A 26,026-nucleotide genomic window follows, 5' to 3' on the forward strand; every position below is an offset into this window, starting at 1 on the left:
AGGAAGCGATGGCGCGCATCGACGTCAACCACATCCGCCACTCCTACCTGCCCAATCCGAAGAAGGATTCGGATTTCGCGCTGAAGGAGGTGCACCACACCTTCGAGGACGGCGGCGCCTACGCGCTGCTCGGGCCCTCGGGCTGTGGGAAGACCACCTTGCTCAACATCATTTCGGGGCTGCTTCATCCCTCGCACGGCCAGCTTCTGTTCAACGGCAGGGACGTGACCCGTCTGTCGACGCAGGAGCGCAACATCGCCCAGGTGTTCCAATTCCCGGTCATCTACGACACCATGACCGTCTACGACAATCTGGCCTTCCCGTTGCGCAACCGCCGCGTGCCAGAGGCCGATGTCGACCGCAAGGTGCGCGAGACGCTCGACATGATCGATCTCGCCTCGATGGCGAACCGGAAGGCGCGCCGGCTGACCGCCGACCAGAAGCAGAAAATCTCGCTCGGCCGCGGCCTGGTGCGCTCGGACGTCAACGCCATCCTGTTCGACGAGCCGCTCACCGTCATCGACCCGCACATGAAATGGGTGCTGCGTTCGCAGCTCAAGCAACTGCACCGCCGCTTCGGCTACACCATGGTCTATGTCACGCACGACCAGACCGAAGCGCTCACCTTCGCCGACCGCGTCGTGGTCATGTATGACGGCGAGATCGTCCAGATCGGCACGCCGGCCGAATTGTTCGAGCGGCCGCGCCACACTTTCGTCGGCTATTTCATCGGCTCGCCGGGGATGAACGTGCTTCCGGTCGCGCTGGAAGGCAGGACGGCGATGCTCGGCGCGCAGCGTATCGAGCTGCCGGGCGTGCCTAAGGCCGCAGCCGGTCCCGTCGAGCTCGGCATCCGCCCCGAATATGTGCGGCTCGGCCGTGAAGGGATGGCGGTGTCCGTCAGCAAGGTCGAGGATGTCGGGCGCCACAAGGTGGTGCGCGCCAATCTCGAGGGCAAGGAGATCGCCGCCGTCATTGGCGAGGACGACGAGGTGCCGGCTGAACCGAGAGTCCGCTTCGAGCCTGCCGGCATCAACATCTATGCCGATTCATGGCGCGTCGAGATGGGGGCCTAGATGGACAAGACGTGGAACAACAAGGCCTGGTTCCTTGTCCTGCCGGTGCTGGTGCTGGTGGCGTTCTCGGCCGTCATCCCGCTGATGACCGTCGTCAACTATTCGGTGCAGGACACGTTCGGCAACAACGTCTTCTTCTGGGCCGGCACGGAGTGGTTTGAGGAACTGCTGCATTCCAACCGCTTCTGGGAAGCGATGGCGCGCAACCTGATCTTCTCCTTCATCATACTGGCGATCGAGGTGCCGCTCGGTATCTTCATCGCGCTCAACATGCCGAAGAAGGGCTGGGGCGTGCCGGTCTGCCTGGTGCTGATGGCGCTGCCGCTGCTTATTCCGTGGAACGTCGTCGGCACCATCTGGCAGGTCTTCGGCCGCAACGACATCGGCTTGCTCGGCTACTACATCAACAGACTCGGCATCAATTACAACTATGTGCAGAATCCGATCGATGCCTGGGTTACGGTAATCGTCATGGATGTCTGGCACTGGACGAGCCTGGTCGTGCTGCTCTGCTATGCCGGCCTGGTCTCGATCCCCGACGCCTTCTACCAGGCGGCCAAGATCGACGGCGCCTCGCGCTGGGCGGTGTTCCGCTACATCCAGCTGCCGAAGATGCAGCGTGTGCTGCTGATCGCCGTGCTTTTGCGCTTCATGGACAGTTTCATGATCTACACCGAGCCCTTCGTCGTCACCGGCGGCGGCCCCGGCAATTCGACGACCTTCCTGTCGATCGACCTCGTCAAGATGGCGCTCGGCCAGTTCGATCTCGGTCCGGCGGCGGCCATGTCGCTGGTCTACTTCCTGATCATCCTGTTGTTGTCGTGGGTGTTCTACACCGTGATGACCAACTACGACGCGGAGCGCTGAGATGGCGGGCGCAAACGAGACGACACGCGTAAGCGAAACGGTTGTCACCGAAGTAGGCAGCACGTTGTCGCAGGACGAAGTGGCGAAGCTGATGCGCCGTCGCGGCGCGGAGTCGCGCTGGTGGTGGGTCGTGCCGACGATCTACATCATCCTGCTGCTGCTGCCGATCTACTGGCTCATCAATATGAGCTTCAAGACCAACCAGGAGATCATCTCCTCGCTGACGCTCTTTCCGCACGAGCCGACGCTGCGCAACTACAAGATCATCTTCACCGATGCGTCCTGGTATTCGGGCTACATCAATTCGATCACCTATGTGGTGATGAACATGGTGATCTCGGTGACCGTCGCGCTGCCGGCGGCCTATGCCTTCTCGCGCTACCGCTTCCTCGGCGACAAGCACCTGTTCTTCTGGCTGCTCACCAACCGCATGGCGCCGCCGGCGGTGTTCGCGCTGCCGTTCTTCCAGCTCTATTCGGCCTTCGGGCTCATCGACACGCATATCGCGGTGGCGCTGGCGCATTGCCTGTTCAACGTGCCGCTGGCTGTGTGGATCCTGGAAGGCTTCATGTCCGGGGTGCCGAAAGAGATCGACGAGACCGCCTATATCGACGGCTATTCTTTCCCGCGCTTCTTCGTGAAGATCTTCATGCCGCTGATCGCGAGCGGCATCGGCGTCGCCTGCTTCTTCTGCTTCATGTTCTCATGGGTGGAGTTGCTGATCGCGCGCACGCTGACGACGACGGCTGCCAAGCCGATCGCCGCCACCATGACTCGCACGGTCTCGGCCGCCGGCATGGACTGGGGCCTGCTCGCCGCCGCCGGCGTGCTGACGCTGATCCCCGGCGCTTTGGTCATCTGGTTCGTGCGCAACTACATCGCCAAGGGCTTCGCCCTGGGGAGGGTGTGATGAAAAGAACGCGGAAGTTCGTGCGCAACGCCATCGCCAAGGGCTTCGCCCCGGGGAGGGCCTGATCCATGAATCTCGACTTCTCCTGGATGGCATGGACCTGGCCGACGGTCGCCTTCTTCGTCGTCATCGCGCTGATGCTCTTCGGCATGGGCGTGTGGGAATATGTTTCGCCCGGCGGCAATCCGCGCATCGGCCTGCTGCGTTTCGAGACGACGCGCGGCGACCGCCTCTTCGTTTCGCTGCTCGGCAGCGCCTTTATCCATCTCGCTTGGCTGGGTCTCGTCGGACCCAACCTGTGGTGGGCTCTCGCTCTCTCCGTGGTCTACGCGATTGGCGTATTCCGATACGTATAGAGGGGGAAATAGTTGGATCGGCCGCGTGCCGGCGGCCGATCCAGATCGCACTTAAAACCTAAGACTGGAGGAGACACATGCGACGGCAATTTCTAACATCAACGACCGCCCTTGTTCTATTGCTGGGCGCGGGCCATGCCTATGCCGGAATGGACGAGGCAAAAGCCTTTCTGGACAAAGAGATAGGCCCTTTGTCGACGCTTTCGCGCGCCGACCAGGAAAAGGAGATGCAGTGGTTCATCGACGCGGCCAAGCCGTTCGCCGGCATGGACATCAAGGTCGTGTCGGAAACGCTGACCACACACCAGTACGAATCTCAGGTGCTGGCGCCGGCCTTTACGGCCATCACCGGCATCAAGGTCACGCATGACGTCATCCAGGAAGGCGACGTCGTCGAGAAGATCCAGACCCAGATGCAGACCGGCCAGAACCTCTATGACGGCTGGGTCAACGATTCCGATCTGATCGGCACGCACTGGCGCTATCAGCAGGCGCGCAATCTGACGGACTGGATGGCCGGCGAGGGCAAGGACGTCACCGACCCGATGCTCGACGTCGACGATTTCATCGGCAAGTCGTTCACCACTGCGCCGGACGGCAAGCTCTACCAGCTTCCCGACCAGCAGTTCGCCAACCTCTACTGGTTCCGTTACGACTGGTTCAACGACCCGAAGAACAAGGCGGATTTCAAGGCCAAGTATGGCTACGACCTCGGCGTTCCAGTCAACTGGTCGGCTTATGAGGATATCGCCGCCTTTTTCACCGGTCGCGAGATCGACGGCAAGAAGGTCTATGGCCATATGGACTACGGCAAGAAGGATCCGTCGCTCGGCTGGCGCTTCACCGACGCGTGGCTCTCCATGGCCGGCAATGGCGACAAGGGCATCCCGAACGGCAAGCCGGTCGACGAATGGGGCATCAAGGTCGACGAGAATTCGCGTCCCGTCGGCTCCTGCGCGGCGCGCGGCGGCGACACCAACGCCCCGGCCTCGGTCTACGCCATCCAGAAATATCTCGACTGGCTGAAGGCCTATGCGCCGCCGGAAGCGCAGGGCATGACCTTCTCCGAGTCAGGCCCCGTCCCCTCGCAGGGCAACATCGCCCAGCAGATCTTCTGGTACACGGCCTTCACCGCCGACATGGCCAAGCCCGGCCTGCCGGTGGTGAATGCGGACGGCACGCCGAAATGGCGCGTCGCGCCGTCGCCGCACGGGGTCTACTGGAAGGACGGCATGAAGCTCGGTTATCAGGATGCCGGTTCCTGGACACTGCTGAAGTCGACCCCGACCGACCGCGCGAAGGCCGCCTGGCTCTATGCGCAGTTCGTGGTGTCGAAGACTGTCGACGTGAAGAAGAGCCAAGTGGGCCTGACCTTCATCCGCGACTCCACCATCCATGACAAGAGCTTCACGGAACGGGCGCCGAAACTCGGCGGCCTTATCGAGTTCTACCGCTCGCCGGCACGCGTGCAGTGGACCCCGACCGGCACCAACGTTCCGGATTATCCGAAGCTGGCGCAGCTCTGGTGGCAGAACATCGGCGATGCTTCTTCCGGCGCCAAGAGCCCGCAGGAAGCAATGGACTCGCTCTGCGCCGACCAGGAGAAGGTGCTCGAACGTCTCGAAAAGGCGGGCGTGCAGGGCGACATCGGCCCGAAAATGGCCGAGGAACACGACCTCGACTACTGGAACAAGGACGCCGTCTCGAAGGGCAACCTTGCGCCGCAGCTCAAGGTCGAGAACGAGAAGGACAAGCCGATCACCGTCAACTACGACGAGCTGGTGAAGAGCTGGCAGAAGTAACGGCATGACGTGGGCGGGCTCGCCCTTTAGGAAATGCAGGGGAGGCGGCTTTGCCGTCTCCCCTGTTGCATGAGAAGCGGAGGGATATGGAATGAGCGGTTTTGTGCTGGCCATCGATCAGGGGACGACCTCGACCAGGGCGATCCTGTTCGACGAAAAGATGAAGGTGGCAGGCCTCGGCCAGCAGGAATTCACGCAGCATTATCCGGCTTCCGGCTGGGTCGAGCATGACCCGGAAGACATCTGGGCAAGCGTGGTCGCGACGGTGAAGGCGGCGCTGAAAGCCGCCGGCCGCACGGCGTCGGATGTCGCCGCCATCGGCATCACCAACCAGCGGGAAACCGTCGTCATCTGGGACAAGGCGACCGGCAAGCCGATCCACAATGCGATCGTGTGGCAGGACCGTCGCACTGCACCGCTCTGCCAGAAGCTCCGCAAGCAGGGGTTGGAGAAGACATTCACGAAGAAGACCGGGCTGCTGCTCGATCCCTATTTCTCCGGCACCAAGATCGCCTGGATGCTGGACAAGGTGAAGGGCGCAAGGAAGCGCGCCGAGAAGGGCGAGCTGCTCGCAGGCACCATCGACAGTTTTCTCGTCTGGCGGCTGACCGCCGGCAAGGTGCACGCCACCGACGCCACCAACGCCTCGCGCACGCTGATCTACAACATCGAGAAGAACGCCTGGGACGACGAGCTGCTGGCCATCCTGAAAATACCGGCCGCGATCCTGCCGCAGGTGAAGGACTGTGCCGACGATTTCGGCGTCACCGAGAAGGGCCTCTTCGGCGCCGAGATGAAGATCCTCGGCGTCGCCGGCGACCAGCATGCGGCGACCATCGGCCAGGCCTGCTTCGAGCCCGGCATGATGAAATCCACCTACGGCACCGGCTGTTTCGCCCTGCTCAACACCGGCGCCGACCTGGTGCGCTCCAAGAACCGGCTCTTGACCACCATCGCCTACCGGCTGAACGGCAAGACCACTTACGCGCTGGAGGGCTCGATCTTCATCGCGGGCGCGGCCGTGCAATGGCTGCGCGACGGCATCAAGGTGATCGGCAAGGCCGAGCAGAGCGGTGCGCTTGCCGCGGCCGCCGATCCGGCGCAGCAAGTCTATCTGGTGCCGGCCTTCGTCGGCCTCGGCGCGCCGCACTGGGACGCGGACGCGCGCGGCGCCATCTTCGGACTGACCCGCAATTCGGGTCCCGCGGAATTTGCCCGGGCAGCGTTGGAGTCCGTCGCCTTCCAGACGCGCGACCTGCTCGACGCCATGCGCAAGGACTGGAAAGGCGCTTCCGCCAAGACGGTGCTGCGGGTCGACGGCGGCATGGTAGCATCCGACTGGACGATGCAGCGGCTGGCCGACATCCTCGACGCGCCGGTCGATCGGCCGACGATCCTGGAGACGACCGCGCTGGGCGCCGCCTGGCTTGCCGGATCGAAAGCCGGCGTGTGGCCGAAGGCGAAGGAATTCGCCAAGACCTGGGCGCTCGACCGCCGCTTCAAGCCGGACATGGACGGCGCCAGCCGCTCGGCGAAGCTGGCGGGTTGGCGCGATGCCGTGCGGCGCACGCTGAGCACGCCCTGACCCATCAAGAAGAGCCCGCGCCTTGCGAAGCGGGCTCGGTCAACGACTCCGGGATACCGTCAGTGGGGCGAGCGACACTCGCGTCTGCCGTAGCTGGACAGGTATGTATTGTCCGAGGCGCGATAGCTTCTGTAGTGATCGTAGCACCACTGCACATGCGCATCCGCATAGCGGTTCTGGCCGTTGACGATCGCGCCGGTGATCAGCGCGCCGGTAGCGAATGCGGCAAGCGGGAACCAGAAATCGCCATGACGGCGATAGCCGCGATGATATTCGCGGTAGCCGCGATGGCCGTTCCAGTACACGGCACCATTGCGCTCATACATGCCGCTTTGGGAGCGATTGAAACTGCGGCGCTTTCTCCAGTCCTGGTACTGTACCGTCTGGACATTCGAGAGGTCTTGGCCTTGCGGTACATAGTTCGGCTGGGCATTGACCGGCACGATCTCCGCCGCTGCGAACGAAACCGATAGCACGGTTGCCAGCAGACCCGATGAAATCTTGTTCATGGTCTTCTCCTCGAGTGTGGTTGTCGTCCTTTGCGGGCAACGGTCGGGCGGTGCGATAGTTCCGGCAGACGCCAGGTCGCGTTCAACGGGCATGCCCGCGCAGCCGGCCTGGGCATGAGATTTGCTTGAAAACAATAGCTTAAGCGCGTCTCGCGGTTGTGTTCGACACGACTCGCACGACCCGAAGCGTCTCCCTCCGGCCTTGCGTGGAACAGGGTTCGGACGGACCCTGATGTCGCGAAAAAGCAAGACTTGCGGCGATCTTTTTCCGGTTGACCGGCCGATGTACTCTCCCTATGTTCCGCGCAATTTCGAGGGCGGCGTTTCCAGCCCACGGGAGCGCGTAGCTCAGCCGGTAGAGCAACTGACTTTTAATCAGTAGGTCATGGGTTCGAATCCCATCGCGCTCACCAAGATTTTACCCATAAATTCAATCTTTTGTCAGAGATCGCGCGGGTTAAGCGGCGCCGGTGCCTAGTGCCCCCGGGCACTCGATTTCGCCGTCGCATCTTTTGCTTTCCACCAGGGCATTGGGTCGTTGCCCCAACGGAATAAGGGGCTATATCTGTCGTTTATTCGGACCAATGCCGTTGGAAGGATGGACCTCAGCCGATTGTGGGCCTGCCGGCAACTCAGGCATTTTGCAGCGCGCCGGCTGATAACCCCAAGCCCCCCGCCCATCAGTCGGCGTACAGCCCGGCTTGCGAACCTCAATCCAACCCCAAAGCAAGCCGGGCTTTTGATCTATTGCCATCCTTGCCGAACCGAGGAGCGCCGCATGATCACCTACATCCTCGTAGCGTGGCTCCTGCTCCAGCCCGCCAGCATCGTCGCCGGCAAGTCGATCGCCTTCGGCAGCCGGTGATAGCCGACTGATGTACCCCAAGCTCCCGCCCATGGCCGGAGATGAAGGTGCCGGGCCGGCAGACGCGGGGAAGGCGGCTTGCGTGGGCAGAACGGTTGCGCGATGCTGTCATCGGGGTGTGGTGTTCGCAATGCCGATTCTGTGGAAAGCACCACTATGTTCATCGACTATTACGAACTTCTGGAAATCAGCCCGAACGCGAATTCGGAAACGATTGAACGGATATTTCGTTATTTTGCCATGCGCTATCATCCCGACAATCGGGAAACCGGCGATGAATCACGCTTCAGCGAAATCGTCGAAGCCCACAATACGCTCAAGGATCCGGTCAAGCGCGCCCAATACGATGTCCAGTATAAAGACCGTTTGAGCCTTCATCGTGAGCTGACCGAGGAGGCTAGCGACACCAAGGGAATTGAGCGGGACGCTGTCATTCAGGCAAAACTGCTGTCGCTTCTCTATGTAAAACGCCGACAGGACGTCAACAATCCCGGCATTGGCGATGAAGAGCTCGAACGCTTGTCGGGCTGCCCGCGAGAACATCTGGAGTTTCATCTCTGGTATCTGAAGGCAAAGGGCTGGATAGCCAGGATCGAGAACGGCATGTTCGCGATCACCGTGGAAGGCATCGATCGCGCCAATTCCGAACATCGCCGCGAAACCGTCGCGACCAGGCTGCTGGATCATCCACATTGAAAGGGCACCGCCGGGGTTCTTGGGGTCGGCCAGCCGCGCACAATTAGTAACTGCTTGTATTTAAAGGAATCCAGCGCCATGGTTGCCGGACGGGTCCGTCGGCGAACACCGGCCGCGCGCTAGCCCTGCCTGGTGGCCCGAGGCTTGCGTGAACGCGGTTGCCGAGAGAGCGTGCAAGGGGGCGTGAAATTGTCCGAGAAAAAGGTGATCGCAGTCAAGGACTGGACCTGCGCCATGAGCGACGAGCTTGGTCGTGTGGCCTTGACGGTCAACCCGATCGACGGCGAGCCGATCCTGGTTTTGCTGACCATCTTCCAGGCAGCAAAGATGGGGCGCGAACTGCAGTCGCCGAAACGCACACAGCTACCGATCTTGTAGCGGTGCTGAAGCAGTGAAGCGTAGAGTCTCAGGATCGGAGCCTGTCGGAGAAAGGGCTTGGACAAGTGGCGTTATGACGCGCGTTCTGAACAGTGGCGCAAGCGTGCAGCGCGAGGCCACCGGTGGCGCCTTTCTCGCAATGCGGTGATATGGGCGCTGACCCTAACAGCAATTTTGGTCTTTTCCGTTCTGACAGCGATGAAGGCTTTGAGGTAATCGGCAAGCGCAGAAGGAGCCCCAACCTTGTCGCCAAACCGGGTGATGGCTAAAGTCGGCTTTCCCGAGGGAGGCTCCAAGATGGCACTTGACCTTTCGGTAGATGCTTCAGCCGCCAAAGTGGCGACGCCTGGCAAATATCTCTTCGGTCCTGTCGCCGACTTCCTCATGCTCGGAGGCAGCGCGTTTCTGATCCTGCCAATCCTGTTCCTGGTGCCGCTCGAATACGAAGGCCTGGTCGCCGCAACGATGGTCGTCGTGGCCTATCTTGTGAACTATCCCCACTTCGCTCACTCGTACCAGATTTTCTACCGCAATTTCGGACGCAAGGTGAGCGGGAACGGCTACGACAGGAGCCTGCAGCTTCGCTATATTTTCGCGGGCATCGTCGTCCCCGTGATCATGGGCGCGTTCTTTGCCTATGGCGCGGCAACGGAGAATACCCGGCTGCTCGGCTATGCGGCCAATGCGATGTTCTTCTTCGTGGGCTGGCACTACGTCAAGCAGGGCTACGGCATGCTGATGGTGGACGCCGTGCTCAAGCGCAAGTTCTTCGACGACCGCGACAAAAAGGTGCTGCTGGTCAACAGCTATGCCGTGTGGATCCTGGCGTGGCTGCAGACGAACACTGCAGTCACCCAAGGGAACTACTACGGCCTGCAATATTACACATTCGCCGCTCCTTCATGGATCGCCAACGTCGCCCTCTTGGCGGCCGTTGCGTCCACGGCGGCCACGGTTCTGATGCTGGTCAACCGCTGGCGAAAAAACGGCCGCGTGCTGCCGTATAACGGCATCGTGGCCTATGCCGCGTCGCTCTATCTGTGGATCCTGATTGCCAGAATTAACCCGCTCTGGCTGCTGGTGGTGCCGGCGCTCCATTCGCTGCAATATCTGGCCGTGGTCTGGCGTTACCAGACCAATGTCGAGCGCGACGGCCCCGACGCCGCAAGAGACCCGAGGCCGAAGATACTGTCCTTTCTCGGTCCCCTCTACAGGCTGCGAGTGCTGGGATTTATCGTCGGGGGTGGAGCACTTGGATATCTCGGTTTCTGGCTGATCCCATTCGCGCTGACTGCATTGATCCCCTACGACAGGCAGGTCCTCGGCTCCTCGCTGTTCTTCTTCATCGTGCTGATCTTCATCAACGTGCACCACTATTTCTTGGACAATGTGATGTGGCGCCGCGGCAATCCGGAAGTGTCCAAATATCTGTTCCGCTAGAGCAGTTCATCGTTTCACGGAAACGCTGAACTGCTCTAGCTATTTGTTTTTACGCAATTCCGGACGGAAAACCGTTACACACTTTTCCTGGAATTGCTTTAGAGCGATTCAGGAACGTCCGAAAATCAACGAGACGTTTCCGCCGGCATGGCGCTCGAGCCGGCCGGCAAGGTCGAGCTCCAGCAGCACCATCGCGATCTGCGCCGCACTAAGCCCCGTGTGGCGGATGATCTCGTCCACCCCGACCGGCGTGGGCCCGAGCGCTTCCAGCACGTCGGCGCGGTCGTTCTCGCCGGGCGGCGGCATTGCCGACAGGTCGGGCGCCTCGGCGAGCGGGGCCGGGCGCGATACGCGAACTCCGGCAAGAGGCGCCAGCGCGCCGAGAATATCGGCAGCCTCGGTGACGAGCGTGGCGCCGTCCTTGAGCAGGGCATTGCTGCCGGCGGCGCGCGGGTCAAGCGGCGAGCCCGGCACTGCGAAAACCAGCCGGCCCATCTCGTTGGCGAGGCGGGCGCTGATCAGCGAGCCGGAGCGCTGTGCGGCTTCGACCACGACCAGCCCGAGTGCCATGCCGGCAACGATGCGGTTGCGGCGCGGAAAATCCTGCGCGCGCGGCTGCCAGCCGAACGGCATTTCCGAAACAATGGCGCCGCCGCGCTCGGCTATGTCTTCGCACAGGCCGATATTTTCGGGCGGGTAGGGCACATCGAGCCCGCCGGCGAGCACGCCGACAGTGGCGGTCGAGAGACTGCCCTGATGCGCCGCCGTGTCGATGCCGCGCGCAAGGCCCGACACGATGGCGTAGCCGTCGCGGCCGAGATCCGCCGCCAGCATGCGCGCCATCTTGATGCCGGCGAGCGAGGCGTTGCGGGCGCCGACGATCGCCACCGCCGGCAGACGGAACACCGCGCCTTCGCCCTTCATCGCCAGCAGCGGCGGCGGGTTGTCCGTGGTTTTCAGCATGGCTGGGTAGTCGGCCTCGCCGATGCCGACGAAGCGAGCGCCGGCGCGCCGGGCCGCTTCCAGCTCCGCTTCGGCTTCAGCGGCCGTCGGAATGCGGACGATGCGGTTAGCACCGCCCGAAATCATCAGCTCTGGCAGCATTTCGAGCGCGGCCTCGGCCGAGCCGAAGCGGTTGATCAATTCACGGAAGGATGCCGGGCCGACATTCGGCGTGCGGATCAGGCGAAGCCAGCTCAGCCGCTGCCGGTCGCTGAGGCGCGGGCCGGCGGCGGGCGCGCTCATCCTTTCGCCCCGATCTTGCCCTCGGTGCCGGCGAGGAGCCGCGAGATGTTGGCGCGATGCTTGATGAAGACGATCAGGCTCATCACCGCGAACAGGCCGGCAATCGGGGGCGTGCTGATGAAGTAAAGCGCGATCGGCACGACCACGGCGGCCGCCAGCGCGGCCAGGGAGGAGTAGCGGAACAGGAAGGCCGTAGCGAGCCAGACGACGGCGAAGACGAGCATGCCCTGCCAGGCAAGACCGAGCAGCACACCGAGATAGGTGGCGACGCCCTTGCCGCCCTTGAAGCCGAGCCAGACCGGAAAGAGATGCCCGAGGAAGGCGCCGAAACCGGCCGCGAGCGCCAGCTCCGGCGCGAAGCGGCCGGCAATGAGCACCGCCGCGGTGCCCTTCAGCGCGTCAAGCAGCAGCGTGGCGGCGGCAAGGCCCTTGTTGCCGGTGCGCAGCACATTGGTCGCGCCGATATTGCCGGAGCCGATCTGGCGCACATCGCCGAGACCGGCCGCGCGGGTGATCAAGAGCCCAAACGGGATCGAGCCGAGCAGGTAGCCGAAGATCAGTGCGAGCCCGTAACCCATTGTTCCCCCTAAAATTCCCTTATCTGGCGCCAGGGATGTGCTGAGGTTCAGGTCAGGCCGGCATCACCTGAACCTCAGCACATCCTAGGCCGAAAACACTGTGCGGCCCGCCACCATGGTTTGCAAGACCTTGCCCTGCAGGCGCGCGCCTTCGAAGCAGGTGTTCTTGGAGCGCGAGCGCAGGCCGCCTTCACTGACGATCCAGGGCTCGTCGAGATCGAGGACCGCGAGGTCGGCCGCAGCACCCGGCTTCAGCGTCCCGCCGGGCAGGCCGAACAGGTTTGCGGGTGCGGTCGAAAGCGTCTCGACCAGCCGCAGCAGCGGCACGTCGCCATTGTGGTAGAGCCGAAGTGCGGCGCCAAGCAGCGTCTCGAGCCCGATCGCGCCGGCGGCGGCATCGGCAAAGGGCAGGCGCTTGGTGTCGACATCCTGCGGATCATGCGAGGAGACGATGATGTCGATGGTGCCGTCCTTGATCGCCTCGATCATCGCCAGGCGATCGTCCTCGGCGCGCAATGGCGGGGTCAGCCGGAAGAAGGTGCGGTATTCGCCGACGTCGTTCTCGTTGAGCGAGAGATTGTGGATGGCGACGCCGGCTGTGACATTGGCGCCGTCCGCCTTTGCCCGGCGCACGGCTCCAACCGCCATCGCCGTCGAGATCTTGGCGGCATGATAGGCGCCGCCGGTCAGCCGCGCCAGAGCCAGGTCGCGCTCCAGCGGGATGAGCTCTGCCTCGCGCGGAATGCCGGAAAGGCCGAGCCAGCTCGCATAGAGGCCTTCGTTCATCACGCCGGACGAGGCGAGGTCGGCGTCCTGCGTCTCATGCGCGATCACGCCGCCGAAATCGCGCGCATAGGTCAGCGCCCGGCGCATCACCAACGCGCTGGGGATCGTGTGGCGGCCGTCGGTAAAGGCGACGGCGCCGGCTTCGCGCAACAGGCCGAATTCGGTCATCTCGCGGCCTTCGAGACCCTTGGTGATCGCCGCTGCCGGGAAGATGTTGACGCTTGCGGTATCCCTTGCCGTGCGCAGCACGAACTCGACCAGCGCCACATTGTCGATCACCGGGTTGGTGTCGGGCATCATGACGACCGAGGTGACGCCACCGGCGGCCGCCGCGACACTTGCCGAGGCAATCGTCTCGCGATGCTCGCCGCCGGGTTCGCCGATGAAGACGCGCGCATCGACAAGGCCAGGAATGATCGTCTTGCCGGCGCAGTCGACGACGACAGCGCCCTCGGGCGCGCCCTGGTTCAGCGCCGCCTTGCCAGCGGCCGCGATCTTGCGGCCATCGACGACGACGGTGCCGATCTCATCGACGCCGCGCGAGGGGTCGACGACATGCGCCTTGCTGAAGACCGTCACGCTCATGCGCCGCGCCCCTCATGGTTACGGCTCTCATAGTTGCGGCGGGGATCGAGCAGCGCTTCCATCACCGCCATGCGCACGGCGACACCCATCTCGACCTGTTCCTGGATGACGCTCTGCGGCCCGTCGGCGATTTCCGAGGCGATCTCGACGCCTCGGTTCATCGGTCCGGGATGCATGACCAGCGCATCCTCCTTGGCCGCTTTCAGCTTTTCGGCGTCGAGGCCGAAATAGCGGAAATATTCGCGGGTCGAGGGCACGAAGGCGCCTTCCATGCGCTCGCGCTGCAGGCGCAGCATCATCACCACGTCGGCGTCCTTGAGGCCCTCGGCCATCGACCGCGACACGATCACGCCCATCCTGTCGATGCCCGCCGGCAGCAGCGTCGAGGGCGCTACGACCCGCACCTGCGCGCCGAGCGCGTTCAAGAGCATGATGTTGGAGCGGGCGACGCGCGAATGCAGGATGTCGCCGCAGATCGCCACGATCAGCTTCGACAGCGGCCCCTTGGCGCGGCGGATCGTCAGCGCGTCGAGCAGCGCCTGCGTCGGATGTTCATGCGCGCCATCGCCGGCATTGACCACCGAGCAGCCGACTTTTTGCGCCAGAAGCGCTGCAGCTCCCGCCGACTGGTGCCGAATGATCAGGATGTCCGGCCGCATGGCGTTGAGCGTCATCGCCGTGTCGATCAGCGTCTCGCCCTTCTTCACCGAAGAACTCGCCACCGACATGTTCATGACGTCGGCGCCAAGCCTTTTTCCCGCGAGCTCGAAGGACGACTGCGTGCGGGTCGAGGCCTCATAGAAGAGGTTGATTTGGGTGCGGCCGCGCAGGGTCGAGGTCTTCTTTTCCGGTTGTCGAGAGATCGCCACGGCCTGGTCGGCGCGATCGAGCAGCAGCTCGATATCGGCGGGAGAAAGATCGCGGATGCCCAGAAGATGGCGATGAGGAAAAAGCGGCAGGGACGAAGCGTCGGTCATCTCAAGGCGTTGCTATAGGGTGCGGCCCGGCCAGCCGCAAGCGCCAGCTTTGGATTGCGGGCGTTCTCCCCGGTATTTTCGTCGCGCGCCTTGCATTGCTTGGGCTATAAGGCCCAGTGGCTTCGGATTCGCGACCGCGGCCTTGAGATGGTAAGGACCTCTCTGCCAACTGAAGGATTGGGCGTGACCGACGAGGTGATCAACCAGCCGCCGCCATTGACGGGCGGCAATGCATGGCGGGGCGATCCGTTGCTCATCCAGCTTGCCGAGCGTTTTTCCGATCCGGTGCGCAAGGACCTCGACGCTCTCGGCCGGTTCGTCATGACGCAGGAGGCGCAGGAGCTTGCCCGGCTCGCCAACACCGACACGCCGAAACTCAAGACCCATGACCGCCAGGGCCGGCGCATCGATCTGGTCGAATTCCATCCGGCCTATCACGCTTTGATGCGTCGTTCCATCGCCGGCGGCTTGCATTCCTCGGTCTGGGAAAACGGCGATGCCGAGATAGGGCGCCGCCACCAGGTGAGGGCGGCGCGCTTCTACCTGACCGCGGAGCTCGAGACCGGGCATCTTTGCCCCATTACCATGACCAGCGCTTCGCTGGCGGCGCTGATGGCAAGCCCAAAACTGTTCCGCGAATGGGCGCCGCGCGTGACGACGCGCAAATACGACCAGAGTCAGAAGCCGCCGGTGCAAAAGACCGGACTGACGCTCGGCATGGGCATGACCGAGAAGCAGGGCGGCACCGACGTGCGGGCCAACATCACAAAGGCCGAGCGCGCGGGAAACGGCTTCTACCGGCTCACCGGCCATAAATGGTTCATGTCGGCGCCGATGTCCGACGCCTTCCTGGCGCTTGCCCAGGCACCGGAAGGCCTGTCCTGCTTCCTCGTTCCACGCATTCTGGGCGATGGTTCCGGCAACGGTTTTCGCTTCCAGCGCCTGAAGGACAAGCTCGGCAACCGCTCCAACGCCTCTTCGGAAGTGGAATTCGTCAACGCCATCGGCGAGATGGTCGGAGAGCCGGGCGCCGGCATAAAGACGATCATGGATATGGTCACGCTGACCCGGCTCGACTGTGCGGTCGCGTCTTCTGCGGTCATGCGGGCAGGGCTGGCGGAAGCCGTTCACCACACCCGCCATCGCCAGGTGTTCGGCACCAATCTGATCGACCAGCCGCTGATGCAGCGGGTGCTGGCCGACATGGCGCTCGACGTCGCCGCCGCCACGGCGCTGTCGTTTCGGCTGGCGCGCTCCTTCGACGAGGCCGCGAGCGATCGCGGCGAGGCGGCTTTTGCCCGCGCTATGACGCCGGTCGTCAAATACTGGGTCTGCAAGATCGCGCCGGCGCTGCTTTACGAGGCGATGGAGTGCCTGGGCGGCAACGGCTATGTCGAGGAAGCGCCGCTCGCCCGCTACTATCGCGAGGCGCCGGTCAACGCGATCTGGGAAGGGTCCGGCAATGTCATGGCGCTCGACGTGCTGCGCGTGCTCGGGCGCGCGCCCGGCCTGTTCGAGGAGGTGCTGGCCGGCATCGATCGCGATCTCGGCGCAGGCGGCCGCGGCACCATAGGTGTGCTCAAGGCGGCAATGCAGGTGGCTTCGACCGACCAGGGCTCGGCGCGCCTGCTCACCGAGCAGCTCGCGCTGTCGGCGGCGGCGGCAGAGCTGCGCCGGCTCGGGGCAGGGCGGATCGCCGACGCCTTCGTCGAAACAAGGCTCGGCGGCCAGTGGCGCACCACATACGGCATGCTCGACTCGCGCCATGACGCGCGCATGATCATCGACACGCTCTATCCGCCGCTGACCTGAACAAGCCCGAAACGCGGTCCCATCCCGGGCTGTGGATAGCCATTAACCTTAACGAATGGTTTCCATTGCCGGGAGCCTTTGCAAAGCCCACTCTGTCCACCGGAGTAGGGAAGTGTTAACCATGAACATCCCGTGCTCCGCCAGGCAGGAAGCGCATGCGGCACGTCTTGACATCATTTCTGGCATTGCACTGGGCGCTCGTTTTCGCCCTGCTGGCCTACATCTGCATGGATGGCGACCGCGGCATCGCGTCGGCGCTCGGCGTGCTTGGCGTGTCTGTGCAAAGCAGCCGTTTCCCGGGGCTCGAACACGCCGTCATCGTGGCGCCGCTTTCGATCGCGCTGCTGATCGTCGCGCTGCTGTTCTGCTGGGCTTTCGTCGAGACGCTGCTCAACATTACGGCGAGGCCGGATACCGGCGATGCGGTGGTGCGGATCGCCTTCATCGGCGCCTCTTTCCTGCTTTCGATCATCCTCGTCGGCGGCGCCGCGCAAGGGATCAACGGCCTGTTCATGGTGGTCGCCATCCAGATGACGGCGCTGCTTGCCTCCTATGTCGCGGTGCTCGCGGAGCGACGCTCGACGCTTGCAGCCGCCATGGCCTCGCATGACAGCGATGCCCGCCTGGCTGCCCATCGCATGGCAGCTGGCGCCGCGCACAGCTCTCTGCTTTCCCGCCTCTCCGCACGACAGGAAACCAGGCCCGGAGATCGCCGCTGATGCGCGCGCTGTTCGCATTCTGGGCGGCTCCGCTGGTCCTGTTCTGGGGCTGGTTCTTCCTATCGCTCAACGACATCAATTTCGGCTACGTGATGCTCAGCCGCCAATTGCATGACCTGGTCTTCCAACTCTACGGCCAGATGCTGGGCATCGATCCGGCGATCATCCCGGGCATGGTCGCGCGGGCCTGCGTCTTCGACAGTTTCCTGCTCCTCGGATTGGTGGCATTCCGCCGCCGGCACCAGATCGCCGCATGGATCAGGCAGCGCCGCGAGGGCGCGGTCAGTCCCGAGCGGCTCGGTGGAGCGACTGAAGCCGGTCCAACGCTCCCTGCAGAATAAAGGCCGCCGCGGCCGAATCGATCTTGCCGGCGCGTTTCCTGCGCGAGAAATCCATCTCGATCAGCGTCCGTTCCGCGGCGACCGTCGAAAGCCGTTCGTCCCATAGCACAAAGGGCAGGTCCGACAGGGGCGCCATGTTGCGCGCGAAAGCGCGGGACTTTTGCGCGCGCGGGCCTTCCGATCCGTCCATGTTGACGGGAAGGCCGAGCACGACCGCGCCGACATTGTCCTTCTCGAGCTGGGCCAGCAACTGGGCGGCATCGATCGAAAACTTCTTGCGCAGGATGACGGGGCGCGGATGGGCAAAGGACAGGCCGCGGTCCGACACAGCCACGCCGATCGTCTTGTCGCCCAGATCGAGGCCTGCGAGCGTGCGGCCGCCTGCGAGCCGTCCCGGCAATTCCTCTATGCTGATGATGCTCAACGGCTCGCCCCGGTCTTCCGTCGCGCGGCTTTTTGATAGGCCGCAGGACTTTCAATTTGCCATCGGCGTTCTATCCTTTGATAACAAGAAAATCGAGGAATCCATTCATGAAGCTGACCTGGTACGGCCATTCGGCATTTCGCATCGAGACCAAGGACGCCAACATCCTCATCGACCCGTATCTGGTCGGCAACCCGTCCTGGACGGGCGGCTGGGAGGGACCGGCGGAAGGGGTGACGCATGTTCTCTTGACCCATGGCCACAACGACCATGTCAGCGGCGCGATCGAAGTGCTGAACAAGAGTGGCGCGATGCTGGTCGCCAATTTCGAGATCTGCATGTATCTCGTCGGCCAGGGCGTCAGCGACAAGAAAATCAACCCCGGCAATATCGGCGGCACGGTCGATTGCGGTCCCTTCACCACCACCTTCGTCCAGGCGCTGCACTCGTCCTCCTTCGGCGGCCAGGGCGGCACCAACACCTATCTCGGCAACCCGGGCGGGCTGGTGCTGCATTTCCCGGAGGACAAGACGCTTTACCACATGGGCGACACCGACATCTTCTCCGACATGGGACTGATCAACGAACTGCATGAACCGAAGATCGGCATCGTGCCCATAGGCGACCGCTTCACCATGGGCGGCGCAGTGGCGGCCCTTGCCTGCCGCCGCTTTTTCAGCTTCGAGACGGTCGTCCCCTGCCATTTCGGCACGTTCCCGATCATCGACCAGACCGCCGACAAATTCGTGGCCGGCATGGAAGGATCCGGCGTCAAGGTGGCGCTGCCGGAGAAAGGCAAAGCGACCACGATCTAGACGCTTCGCCCTGTTGCGTTGCCTTTGGCGGCGCCCGAAGCATCCGGATGCCGGTCTGCCCGGCATGATCGATGTTGCGCCGCAAGCGTCGCGCCGCTATAGCCCGCACTGGTTTTCCCGAGGCAACAAAACATGTCCGTTGATCTTCAGACCGTTAAGCGCGTCGCGCACCTTGCCCGCATTGCGGTGAGCGAGGAGGATGCCGAACGCATGACCGGCGAACTTAACGCCATCCTCGGCTTCGTCGAGCAGCTGAACGAGGTCGATGTCTCCGGCGTCAAGCCGATGACCTCGGTCACGCCGATGGAAATGAAGAAGCGTCAGGACGTCGTGACCGACGGCAGCAAGGCGGCCGACGTCGTCGCCAACGCGCCGGCCACGGACGAGAATTTCTTCCTCGTTCCCAAGGTCGTGGAGTAGGCCACGATGGCCATCGAGATCGCCGTCGAGACGCCCTTGCAGGACGATGTGCGCGCGCTGGTGGCGGAGCTCAATGCGACGTTGCTCGAACTGACGCCGCCGGAACATTGCTACCACCTGAGCGTCGAGCAGATGGCCGGCGAAGATACGACCGTGTTCATCGCCCGCGACGGCGGCCTTGCCGTCGCCTGCGGCGCGCTGAAGCGCCACGGCGATGCGACCGGCGAGGTCAAACGCATGTATACGCGGCCCTCGCATCGCGGCCAGAAGATCGGCGCGCAAATCGTCCAACGGGTCGAGGTGATGGCACGGCAGGAAGGGCTGAAGCGACTGGTTCTCGAGACCGGTGACCGCCATCCTGCCGCCTGGACCGTCTATGAACGTGCCGGTTTTTCGCGTTGCGGCCCGGTGCTGGATTATCCCGACTCCAAGTGGTCGGTGTTTTACGAAAAGAGCCTTGCCTGATGAGCGACCTCACACATCTCACCATTTCCGAGGCCCGCGCCAAGCTGCGCGGCAAGGAGATTTCGGCTACCGAGATCACGGAAGCCTATCTTTCGGCGATCGACCGCGCCAATCCACTGCTCAATGCCTATATCGCGATAACCGCCGACAAGGCGCGCGACATGGCCAAGGCATCCGACGCCAAACTGGCCCAGGGCGAGGGCGGGGCGCTCGAAGGCATTCCGCTCGGCATCAAGGACCTGTTCGCCACCGAAGGCGTCCACACCCAGGCCTGCAGCCATGTGCTGGACGGCTTCAAACCGCGCTATGAATCGACCGTCACGGCCAATCTCTGGGCCGACGGCGCCGTCATGCTCGGCAAGCTCAACATGGACGAGTTCGCCATGGGCTCGTCCAACGAGACCTCCTATTATGGCCCGGTGATCAACCCGTGGCGGCGGTCGCGCCTCGACACGGTGGTGATGCCGACGACGCATCAGGGCGACGGCGGCTTCGTCTCGGCCGGAGGCGCGAAGACCCAGCGCACTCTGGACAACGCCCAGCTGGTTCCGGGTGGCTCCTCCGGCGGATCGGCCTCGGCCGTCGCCGCCTTCCTCTGCGCCGGCGCCACCGCGACCGACACCGGCGGCTCGATCCGCCAGCCCGCCGCCTTCACCGGCACCGTCGGCATCAAGCCGACCTATGGCCGCTGCTCGCGCTGGGGCGTGGTCGCCTTCGCTTCGTCGCTCGACCAGGCCGGGCCGATCGCCCGCGACGTGCGCGACGCCGCGATCCTATTGAAGTCGATGGCTTCTTCCGATCCGAAGGACACGACGTCGGTCGACCGGCCGGTGCCGGATTACGAAGCGGTGATCGGCAAGCCGATCAAGGGCATGAAGGTCGGCATCCCGAAGGAGTACCGCGTCGACGGCATGCCGGAGGATATCGAGGCACTCTGGCAGAAAGGTATTGCCTGGCTGAAGGACGCCGGCGCCGAGATCGTCGACATCTCGCTGCCGCACACCAAATATGCGCTGCCGGCCTATTACATCGTGGCGCCGGCCGAGGCCTCTTCCAACCTCGCCCGCTATGACGGCGTGCGCTACGGGTTGCGCGTGCCCGGCAAGGACATTGTCGACATGTATGAGAAGACGCGCGCCGCCGGCTTCGGCCGCGAAGTCAAGCGCCGCATCATGATCGGCACCTATGTGTTGTCGGCCGGCTATTACGACGCCTACTACCTGCAGGCGCAGAAGGTGCGCACGCTGATCAAGCGCGATTTCGAGACCGTCTTTGCCGCCGGCGTCGACGTCATCCTGACGCCGGCGACACCGTCGGCCGCCTTTGGCGTCGCCGATGAGGACATGAATGCCGACCCGGTCAAGATGTACCTCAACGACATCTTCACGGTGACGGTGAACATGGCTGGGCTGCCCGGCATCTCGGTGCCGGCCGGCCTGGACGGCAAGGGCCTGCCGCTCGGCCTGCAGCTCATCGGCCGGCCGTTCGACGAGGAAACGCTGTTCCAGACTGCACATGTCATCGAACAGGCGGCGGGCAGGTTTCAGCCGGACAAGTGGTGGTAACGTTGTCCCTCATCTGAAACGGGGTGAGGGATGTTCTACTATCTTTCCAAGATCCTCTGGTTCTTCATCCAGCCGCTGAACCTGGCGATCTTCCTGCTGCTTGCAGGTTTGTTGGCGGCGCTCTTCGGCCGCCGTCGGCTGGCTGCCACCGGCAGCGTGCTCGCCTTCCTGATCCTCGCCCTTTCGGCCTGGACCTCGCTGGGCGCGATGATGCTCAATCCATTGGAAGAGCGCTTCCCCAAGCCGCCGCTGCCGGCCAGAGTCGACGGCATCGTCGTGCTCGGCGGCGGCTTCGAGGGCGCCATCAACCTCGCGCGCGGCGGTTACGAGCTGAACAGCGGCGGCGACCGCATGGTCGAGACCGCGATCCTCGCCCGCCGCTTTCCGCAAGCGAAAGTGGTCGTCTCGGGCGGCAATGGCGAGCTTTTCCTCGACGGCGAGGGTGATGCCGATACCGCACCGCGCCTGCTCGGCGCGTTGGGTGTCGCGCCCGATCGCCTGGTTCTCGAGAACAAGTCGCGCAACACCTATGAGAATGCGGTCTTCACCCGCAGGCTGGTCGACCCGAAGCCGGGCGAGACATGGCTGCTGGTAACGTCCGCCTTCCACATGCCCCGCGCCGAGGCTCTCTTCGACAAGGCAGGTTTTCCAACCATTCCCTGGCCGGTTGACTACCGCACCTCAGGCCGTGAAGGCATCGGTCTCTATCGCGACAATCCGGCCGACGCGCTGCAGGCGACCACGATGGCAATTCGCGAATGGATCGGGCTCTTCGCCTATTGGCTGTCGGGCCGCATCGACCGGCCTTTCCCGGCGCCGGGCGGCTGACCGAGCACGGCTTGCCTCGCGGCCGAGAAGAACTGGCGCCGCACCAGCACCGCAAGCAGCACCAGCGTCGACAGCACGAACACCACCGGGTCGACGAACCAGCCGAGATAGCCGATCGAGAAGAAGACGGCGCGCAGGCCGGAATTGAAGTGCTTGCCGGCAAGCACGTTCATGCGTGTCGCGCGCCACACCGCCGTCTCGCTGACGGGATTGCGCGAGGCCTCGCCATGCGGGATCGGCACGGCGCCGATGAGGATCGAGCAGTAGTTGAAAAGCCGGTAGGCCCAGCCGAACTTGAAGAAGGCGAAGGCAAGGATCAGCACCAGGCCGAACACCTTGGTCTGGAAGGCCTCGCGCGACGAAGCCGCGCCGAACGGCAGGTCGGCCAGCACCTGGAGCACGCGGTCGGATGCGCCGAGCAGGGCGAAGCAGCCGCCAAGCGCGATCAGCGAGCTCGAAGCAAAGAAGGCGGTGCCTTGCTGCAGGCCGTTCATGATCGCGGTGTCGACGATGCGCACCTCGCGCTCGGCCATGTTGCGCATCCAGGCCTCGCGTTGGGCGTTCATCGCGGTCGTCAGCGACACGCGGCTGATCAGCTTGCCGTCCGAGGCCAGCGTGTGCAGCACCCAGACGACCAGGAAGAAAGTCAGCGCCGCCACATCGGCGGCGGAAAGATGAATGGAATCGCCCATGCATTCTTCTACCACAAGCCCGGCGGGCACTTCGACGGGCGGAGGCAAGCGTCGGAGGATGTCGCTGCCGGAGCAGACAAGGTCGGCAGACGCGGCGACGCGGCACGCAAAACAGCGGAAACATCGCAGGAATTCCTATATGTAGTTTTCAAGCGGCCCCAGGAGACAACGGCGCGTGTTCCTTTCGGTTTTCGACCTGTTCAAGATCGGCATCGGTCCATCGAGCTCGCACACGATGGGGCCGATGACGGCCGCGCGCCGCTTCCTGGACGAGATCCTCGCCGACGACTGGCCGCGCCCCGCGGGCGTCAAGGCCGATCGCATCGGCGCCAGCCTGCACGGCTCGCTCGCTTACACGGGAATCGGCCATGGCTCCGACCGCGCCGTCATCCTCGGCCTTGCCGGCGAGACGCCTCAGACGGTCGATCCGGACGAGGCTGATGGTATCGTTACCGGCATCGGAGCGGACAAGCGGATTTCGCCGCCTGGACATCCGTCCTATCGCTTCGACCCGGCCAAGGACCTTGTGCTCGACCGCAAGACGCCGCTGACCGGCCACGCCAACGGCATGGCCTTTTACGCCTACGACGCCTCCGACCGGCTCCTGCTCAAGCGCATCTATTATTCGATCGGCGGCGGCTTCGTCGTCTCCGAGGAAGAATTGCAGCGCATGAAGGCCAAGGGCTCGGTGACGACGGAAGGCAAGAAAGTGCCGTATCCGTTCAAAAACGCCGTCGAGATGCTGACGATGGCCGCCAAGAGCGGGCTTTCGATCGCCGAGATGAAGCGCGCCAATGAGGAAAAGCACATGTCGCGCGATGAGCTCGACGCCGGCCTCGACGCGATCTGGAGCGCCATGAAGGGCTGCATCGATCGCGGCCTGTCGCAGGACGGCGTCATGCCGGGCGGATTGAAGGTGCGCCGCCGCGCGCGCCAGCTGCACGATAAGCTGCAGGAGCAGTGGCAGCAAAACCGGCCCAACCCCTTGCTCGCCAATGACTGGCTGTCGATCTATGCCATGGCTGTCAACGAGGAGAACGCTGCCGGCGGACGCGTGGTGACCGCGCCGACCAACGGTGCTGCCGGCACGCTGCCGGCGGTCTTACGCTACTGGCTGCATTTCCATCCCGAAGCCGATCAGCCTAGCATCCGCGACTTCCTGCTGACGGCGGCCGCCGTCGGCGGCATCATCAAGTCCAATGCGTCGATTTCCGGCGCCGAGGTCGGCTGCCAGGGCGAGGTAGGCTCTGCTTCGGCAATGGCGGCCGCCGGCCTTTGCGCCGTCATGGGCGGCACGCCAGAGCAGGTCGAGAACGCCGCCGAGATCGCGCTCGAACATCATCTCGGCATGACCTGCGATCCGGTCGGCGGCCTCGTGCAGGTGCCGTGCATCGAGCGCAATGCCCTCGGCGCGGTGAAGGCGGTCACCGCGGCCTCGCTCGCCATCAAGGGCGACGGCACGCATTTCGTGCCGCTCGACGCGGCGATCGAAACCATGCGCCAGACCGGCCTCGACATGAACGAGAAATACAAGGAAACCAGCCTCGGCGGGCTGGCGGTCAACGTCGTCGAGTGCTGAGGACGGAAAATGGCTGGAGAGCCATCGAGTGAGACCATGAAAAACATCATTGAGATCGACGGCCACAAGGCATCGGTATTCTTCGACCCGGAGCTTGGAATGCTGAGGGGCGAATTCCTGGGTCTGGCCGGCGACGCCGATTTTTACGCTGCGAATGTCGAACAACTCTATGCGGAGGGCGCAGCGTCGTTGAAAGTTTTCCTCGATATGTGCCGCGAGAAAGGCATCAAGCCTTTTCGAGAATTTTCTGGCCGCTTCAACGTCCGGCTTGATCCGGCCACTCACGAAGCCGCCGTTGTCGCTGCCGCATCGGAGAACAAAAGCCTCAACGAGTGGGTTGCCCAAGCGATCGAAACGGCCGCTCTGGCCTCATGATCGCATAGACTGCGGCCTGTGCATAACGTCGCTCGGCGTTGAACGCCTTGGTGGCAGTCGCTAGATTGCCGGCATGTCTCTCAATCTCGTCAAGCTCTGTGTCGGCTGCGACAGCGTCGAGGATCTGGAAGAGTGGATCGCCTTCCGTATCGACGAGCGGCGCCGCGCCGGCGAGCCGGCCGAGCACTGGCACACGACGCGCATGGTGCCGACGCGGGGCGAGGAGATCACTGACGGTGGGTCGCTCTACTGGGTGATCAAGGGCAACGTACAGTGCCGGCAGTTGATCACTGAGATCCGGCCTTTCGTTGATGGCGATGGCATCGGCCGCTGCCATCTGGTCCTCGATCCCGAAGTGGTGCGCACCGACTGGCAGCCGCGCCGCGCCTTCCAGGGCTGGCGCTATCTCAAGCCTTCCGACGCTCCGGCCGATCTCGGCAAGGGCAAGGCCGCACTGGCCGAGATGCCGCCGAAACTGCGCATGGAGCTTGCAGAGCTCGGCCTGCTCTAACCCAGCACCGCACTGTCACTTGGCGGCTGGCCTCGCTGCTCGTCCAATGTGGGACTTGCAAGCATGGCGACTGCGCCCCATCCTGATTAGAGACGCAATCATCCGGACGATGCAAACCGATGGGCGTGATTCTCGCGTTGGCGGCACTGCTGCTGGTGCTTTTCGGCGCCGCCATTTTCTTCGTGCGCGCCGATGCCGCCACGATGGCAGACAATCTCAGAACACTTGGACCTGCGCTGTTGGGGCTGATCGGCACCGCGATGCTCGTGGTCGGCCGCAGCGGCATCGGCGGGCTACTCCTGATTGCGGCGGTCGGCTGGTATGCATGGATGCGATCGAAGCGGCCGCTCGCCAAACCTGTGGCGGCCAAACGCTCGACCGTGCGCACCGCAGCTCTCGAAATGGATCTCGACCACGACAGCGGCAGGCTCGAGGGCCTGGTTCTCGCCGGCCACTATGAAGGTAAGATGCTTGGCGCGATGGGAATTGCGGACCTGCAGCAACTTCATGCCGAGCTGCGGCCCGATCCGGAGAGCCGCCAGCTCTTAGAGACATATCTTGACGGCCGTTTTCCCATCTGGCGCAAGGACACGCAGCCGGACAGTGGCGAAGGGCTGGGTGTTGCGCCAGGTGCGGGCGCCATGACTAAGGAGGAGGCCTACAAGATCCTTGGTCTTGAAGCGGGGGCTGCCGCGGCGGATATCCGCAAGGCGCATCGCCGCCTGATGCAGCGCCTGAACGCCGATGTCGGCGGCACGTCTGTCCTGGCGGCGCGGATCAATGAAGCCAAGGACGTCTTGCTCTCCAATCACGACTAGTCTCCTT

General features: G+C 63.6%; 28 protein-coding genes and 1 tRNA gene. 22 read left to right on the plus strand and 7 right to left on the minus strand.

Features of this window, described 5'->3' with window-relative positions; translation table 11 throughout:
* Positions 1 to 8: 8 nt before the first annotated feature.
* The 6 genes from P9236_RS08765 to glpK all read left to right on the plus strand — a co-directional run bounded on the left by P9236_RS08765 (position 9) and on the right by glpK (position 6,596).
* Positions 9 to 1,076 (plus strand): ABC transporter ATP-binding protein, encoded by a 1,068-nt coding sequence (locus P9236_RS08765; RefSeq protein ID WP_278074206.1) that lies wholly within the window; start codon positions 9 to 11, stop codon positions 1,074 to 1,076.
* The gene (locus P9236_RS08770) at positions 1,077 to 1,943 is read left to right on the plus strand and encodes a sugar ABC transporter permease (protein ID WP_278074207.1); all 867 of its coding nucleotides are present in this window, start codon (positions 1,077 to 1,079) and stop codon (positions 1,941 to 1,943) included.
* A 1-nt stretch (position 1,944) separates the two neighbouring features.
* Entirely contained in the window at positions 1,945 to 2,853 is a 909-nt protein-coding gene (locus P9236_RS08775; protein WP_278074208.1) for a carbohydrate ABC transporter permease, read from the plus strand.
* Positions 2,854 to 2,921: 68 nt separating this feature from the next.
* Positions 2,922 to 3,209, plus strand: a complete 288-nt coding sequence (locus P9236_RS08780) for a DUF2160 domain-containing protein (protein ID WP_278074209.1) — start codon at positions 2,922 to 2,924, stop codon at positions 3,207 to 3,209.
* Positions 3,210 to 3,286: 77 nt separating this feature from the next.
* Positions 3,287 to 5,011, plus strand: a complete 1,725-nt coding sequence (locus tag P9236_RS08785) for an ABC transporter substrate-binding protein (RefSeq protein ID WP_278074210.1) — start codon at positions 3,287 to 3,289, stop codon at positions 5,009 to 5,011.
* A gap of 91 nt (positions 5,012 to 5,102) precedes the next feature.
* Entirely contained in the window at positions 5,103 to 6,596 is a 1,494-nt protein-coding gene (gene glpK / locus P9236_RS08790) for a glycerol kinase GlpK (RefSeq protein ID WP_278074211.1), read from the plus strand.
* 59 nt (positions 6,597 to 6,655) lie between these two features.
* Here glpK and P9236_RS08795 read toward each other — a convergent pair whose 3' ends face one another.
* On the minus strand, positions 6,656 to 7,105 hold the full coding sequence (locus P9236_RS08795; RefSeq protein WP_278074212.1) for a BA14K family protein: 450 nt from the start codon (positions 7,103 to 7,105) through the stop codon (positions 6,656 to 6,658).
* A 337-nt stretch (positions 7,106 to 7,442) separates the two neighbouring features.
* Here P9236_RS08795 and P9236_RS08800 point away from each other — a divergent pair.
* From P9236_RS08800 to P9236_RS08815, 4 genes are all read left to right on the plus strand, one after another.
* Positions 7,443 to 7,518: transfer RNA gene (locus P9236_RS08800), tRNA-Lys, on the plus strand.
* 608 nt (positions 7,519 to 8,126) lie between these two features.
* On the plus strand, positions 8,127 to 8,666 hold the full coding sequence (locus P9236_RS08805; RefSeq protein WP_278074213.1) for a J domain-containing protein: 540 nt from the start codon (positions 8,127 to 8,129) through the stop codon (positions 8,664 to 8,666).
* Between the two features lie 189 nt (positions 8,667 to 8,855).
* The gene (locus tag P9236_RS08810) at positions 8,856 to 9,044 is read left to right on the plus strand and encodes a hypothetical protein (RefSeq protein WP_278074214.1); all 189 of its coding nucleotides are present in this window, start codon (positions 8,856 to 8,858) and stop codon (positions 9,042 to 9,044) included.
* 297 nt (positions 9,045 to 9,341) lie between these two features.
* Positions 9,342 to 10,484: a hypothetical protein gene (locus P9236_RS08815; RefSeq protein ID WP_278074215.1), complete on the plus strand. Its 1,143-nt coding sequence runs from the start codon at positions 9,342 to 9,344 to the stop codon at positions 10,482 to 10,484.
* A 108-nt stretch (positions 10,485 to 10,592) separates the two neighbouring features.
* On the opposite strand, the gene dprA is transcribed toward P9236_RS08815, so the two are convergent.
* The 4 genes from dprA to P9236_RS08835 all read right to left on the minus strand — a co-directional run bounded on the left by dprA (position 10,593) and on the right by P9236_RS08835 (position 14,655).
* Complete coding sequence (gene dprA, locus P9236_RS08820) at positions 10,593 to 11,729, minus strand: DNA-processing protein DprA (protein WP_278074216.1); 1,137 nt, start codon at positions 11,727 to 11,729, stop codon at positions 10,593 to 10,595.
* On the minus strand, positions 11,726 to 12,307 hold the full coding sequence (plsY, locus tag P9236_RS08825; protein ID WP_278074217.1) for a glycerol-3-phosphate 1-O-acyltransferase PlsY: 582 nt from the start codon (positions 12,305 to 12,307) through the stop codon (positions 11,726 to 11,728). The genes dprA and plsY overlap by 4 nt, the downstream gene beginning before the upstream one ends.
* Before the next feature lie 84 nt (positions 12,308 to 12,391).
* Complete coding sequence (locus P9236_RS08830) at positions 12,392 to 13,678, minus strand: dihydroorotase (protein ID WP_278074218.1); 1,287 nt, start codon at positions 13,676 to 13,678, stop codon at positions 12,392 to 12,394.
* Entirely contained in the window at positions 13,675 to 14,655 is a 981-nt protein-coding gene (locus P9236_RS08835; RefSeq protein WP_278074219.1) for an aspartate carbamoyltransferase catalytic subunit, read from the minus strand. Before P9236_RS08835 ends, P9236_RS08830 begins: the two co-directional genes overlap by 4 nt.
* Positions 14,656 to 14,838: 183 nt before the next feature.
* On the opposite strand from P9236_RS08835, the gene P9236_RS08840 reads away from it, so the two are divergent.
* The 3 genes from P9236_RS08840 to P9236_RS08850 all read left to right on the plus strand — a co-directional run bounded on the left by P9236_RS08840 (position 14,839) and on the right by P9236_RS08850 (position 17,527).
* Entirely contained in the window at positions 14,839 to 16,467 is a 1,629-nt protein-coding gene (locus P9236_RS08840) for a DNA alkylation response protein (RefSeq protein WP_278074220.1), read from the plus strand.
* 155 nt (positions 16,468 to 16,622) lie between these two features.
* Positions 16,623 to 17,186, plus strand: coding sequence for a hypothetical protein (locus P9236_RS08845; protein WP_278074221.1), 564 nt, complete (start codon positions 16,623 to 16,625; stop codon positions 17,184 to 17,186).
* Positions 17,186 to 17,527: a DUF6105 family protein gene (locus P9236_RS08850; protein ID WP_278074222.1), complete on the plus strand. Its 342-nt coding sequence runs from the start codon at positions 17,186 to 17,188 to the stop codon at positions 17,525 to 17,527. Before P9236_RS08845 ends, P9236_RS08850 begins: the two co-directional genes overlap by 1 nt.
* On the opposite strand, the gene ruvX is transcribed toward P9236_RS08850, so the two are convergent.
* On the minus strand, positions 17,469 to 17,951 hold the full coding sequence (gene ruvX, locus P9236_RS08855) for a Holliday junction resolvase RuvX (protein ID WP_278074223.1): 483 nt from the start codon (positions 17,949 to 17,951) through the stop codon (positions 17,469 to 17,471). The two genes, P9236_RS08850 and ruvX, sit on opposite strands and share 59 nt — an antisense overlap.
* A 107-nt stretch (positions 17,952 to 18,058) precedes the next feature.
* On the opposite strand from ruvX, the gene P9236_RS08860 reads away from it, so the two are divergent.
* The 5 genes from P9236_RS08860 (at position 18,059) to P9236_RS08880 (ending at position 22,044) form a co-directional block, all read left to right on the plus strand.
* Positions 18,059 to 18,766, plus strand: a complete 708-nt coding sequence (locus P9236_RS08860; RefSeq protein WP_278074224.1) for a metal-dependent hydrolase — start codon at positions 18,059 to 18,061, stop codon at positions 18,764 to 18,766.
* A 132-nt stretch (positions 18,767 to 18,898) separates the two neighbouring features.
* The gene (gene gatC, locus P9236_RS08865) at positions 18,899 to 19,186 is read left to right on the plus strand and encodes an Asp-tRNA(Asn)/Glu-tRNA(Gln) amidotransferase subunit GatC (RefSeq protein WP_278074225.1); all 288 of its coding nucleotides are present in this window, start codon (positions 18,899 to 18,901) and stop codon (positions 19,184 to 19,186) included.
* A gap of 6 nt (positions 19,187 to 19,192) precedes the next feature.
* Positions 19,193 to 19,651: a GNAT family N-acetyltransferase gene (locus P9236_RS08870; RefSeq protein WP_278074226.1), complete on the plus strand. Its 459-nt coding sequence runs from the start codon at positions 19,193 to 19,195 to the stop codon at positions 19,649 to 19,651.
* Positions 19,651 to 21,216 (plus strand): amidase family protein, encoded by a 1,566-nt coding sequence (locus tag P9236_RS08875; protein ID WP_278074227.1) that lies wholly within the window; start codon positions 19,651 to 19,653, stop codon positions 21,214 to 21,216. The genes P9236_RS08870 and P9236_RS08875 overlap by 1 nt, the downstream gene beginning before the upstream one ends.
* A 30-nt stretch (positions 21,217 to 21,246) precedes the next feature.
* Complete coding sequence (locus P9236_RS08880) at positions 21,247 to 22,044, plus strand: YdcF family protein (RefSeq protein WP_278074228.1); 798 nt, start codon at positions 21,247 to 21,249, stop codon at positions 22,042 to 22,044.
* Here the strand turns inward: P9236_RS08880 and P9236_RS08885 are convergent.
* Positions 21,993 to 22,736 (minus strand): DUF599 domain-containing protein, encoded by a 744-nt coding sequence (locus tag P9236_RS08885; RefSeq protein WP_278074229.1) that lies wholly within the window; start codon positions 22,734 to 22,736, stop codon positions 21,993 to 21,995. The two genes, P9236_RS08880 and P9236_RS08885, sit on opposite strands and share 52 nt — an antisense overlap.
* Before the next feature lie 175 nt (positions 22,737 to 22,911).
* Between P9236_RS08885 and P9236_RS08890 the strand changes: the two genes are divergently transcribed.
* From P9236_RS08890 to P9236_RS08905, 4 genes are all read left to right on the plus strand, one after another.
* Positions 22,912 to 24,315 (plus strand): L-serine ammonia-lyase, encoded by a 1,404-nt coding sequence (locus P9236_RS08890; RefSeq protein WP_278074230.1) that lies wholly within the window; start codon positions 22,912 to 22,914, stop codon positions 24,313 to 24,315.
* A gap of 36 nt (positions 24,316 to 24,351) precedes the next feature.
* A complete protein-coding gene (locus P9236_RS08895) occupies positions 24,352 to 24,690 on the plus strand; it encodes a type II toxin-antitoxin system HicB family antitoxin (RefSeq protein WP_278074231.1) in 339 nt (112 codons plus the stop codon).
* A gap of 73 nt (positions 24,691 to 24,763) precedes the next feature.
* A complete protein-coding gene (locus P9236_RS08900; RefSeq protein ID WP_278074232.1) occupies positions 24,764 to 25,201 on the plus strand; it encodes a DUF1489 family protein in 438 nt (145 codons plus the stop codon).
* Between the two features lie 119 nt (positions 25,202 to 25,320).
* On the plus strand, positions 25,321 to 26,019 hold the full coding sequence (locus P9236_RS08905) for a molecular chaperone DnaJ (RefSeq protein WP_278074233.1): 699 nt from the start codon (positions 25,321 to 25,323) through the stop codon (positions 26,017 to 26,019).
* The last annotated feature ends 7 nt before the right edge of the window (positions 26,020 to 26,026 follow it).

It is taken from the genome of Mesorhizobium sp. WSM4884 (assembly GCF_029625675.1).
GTDB lineage: Bacteria > Pseudomonadota > Alphaproteobacteria > Rhizobiales > Rhizobiaceae > Mesorhizobium.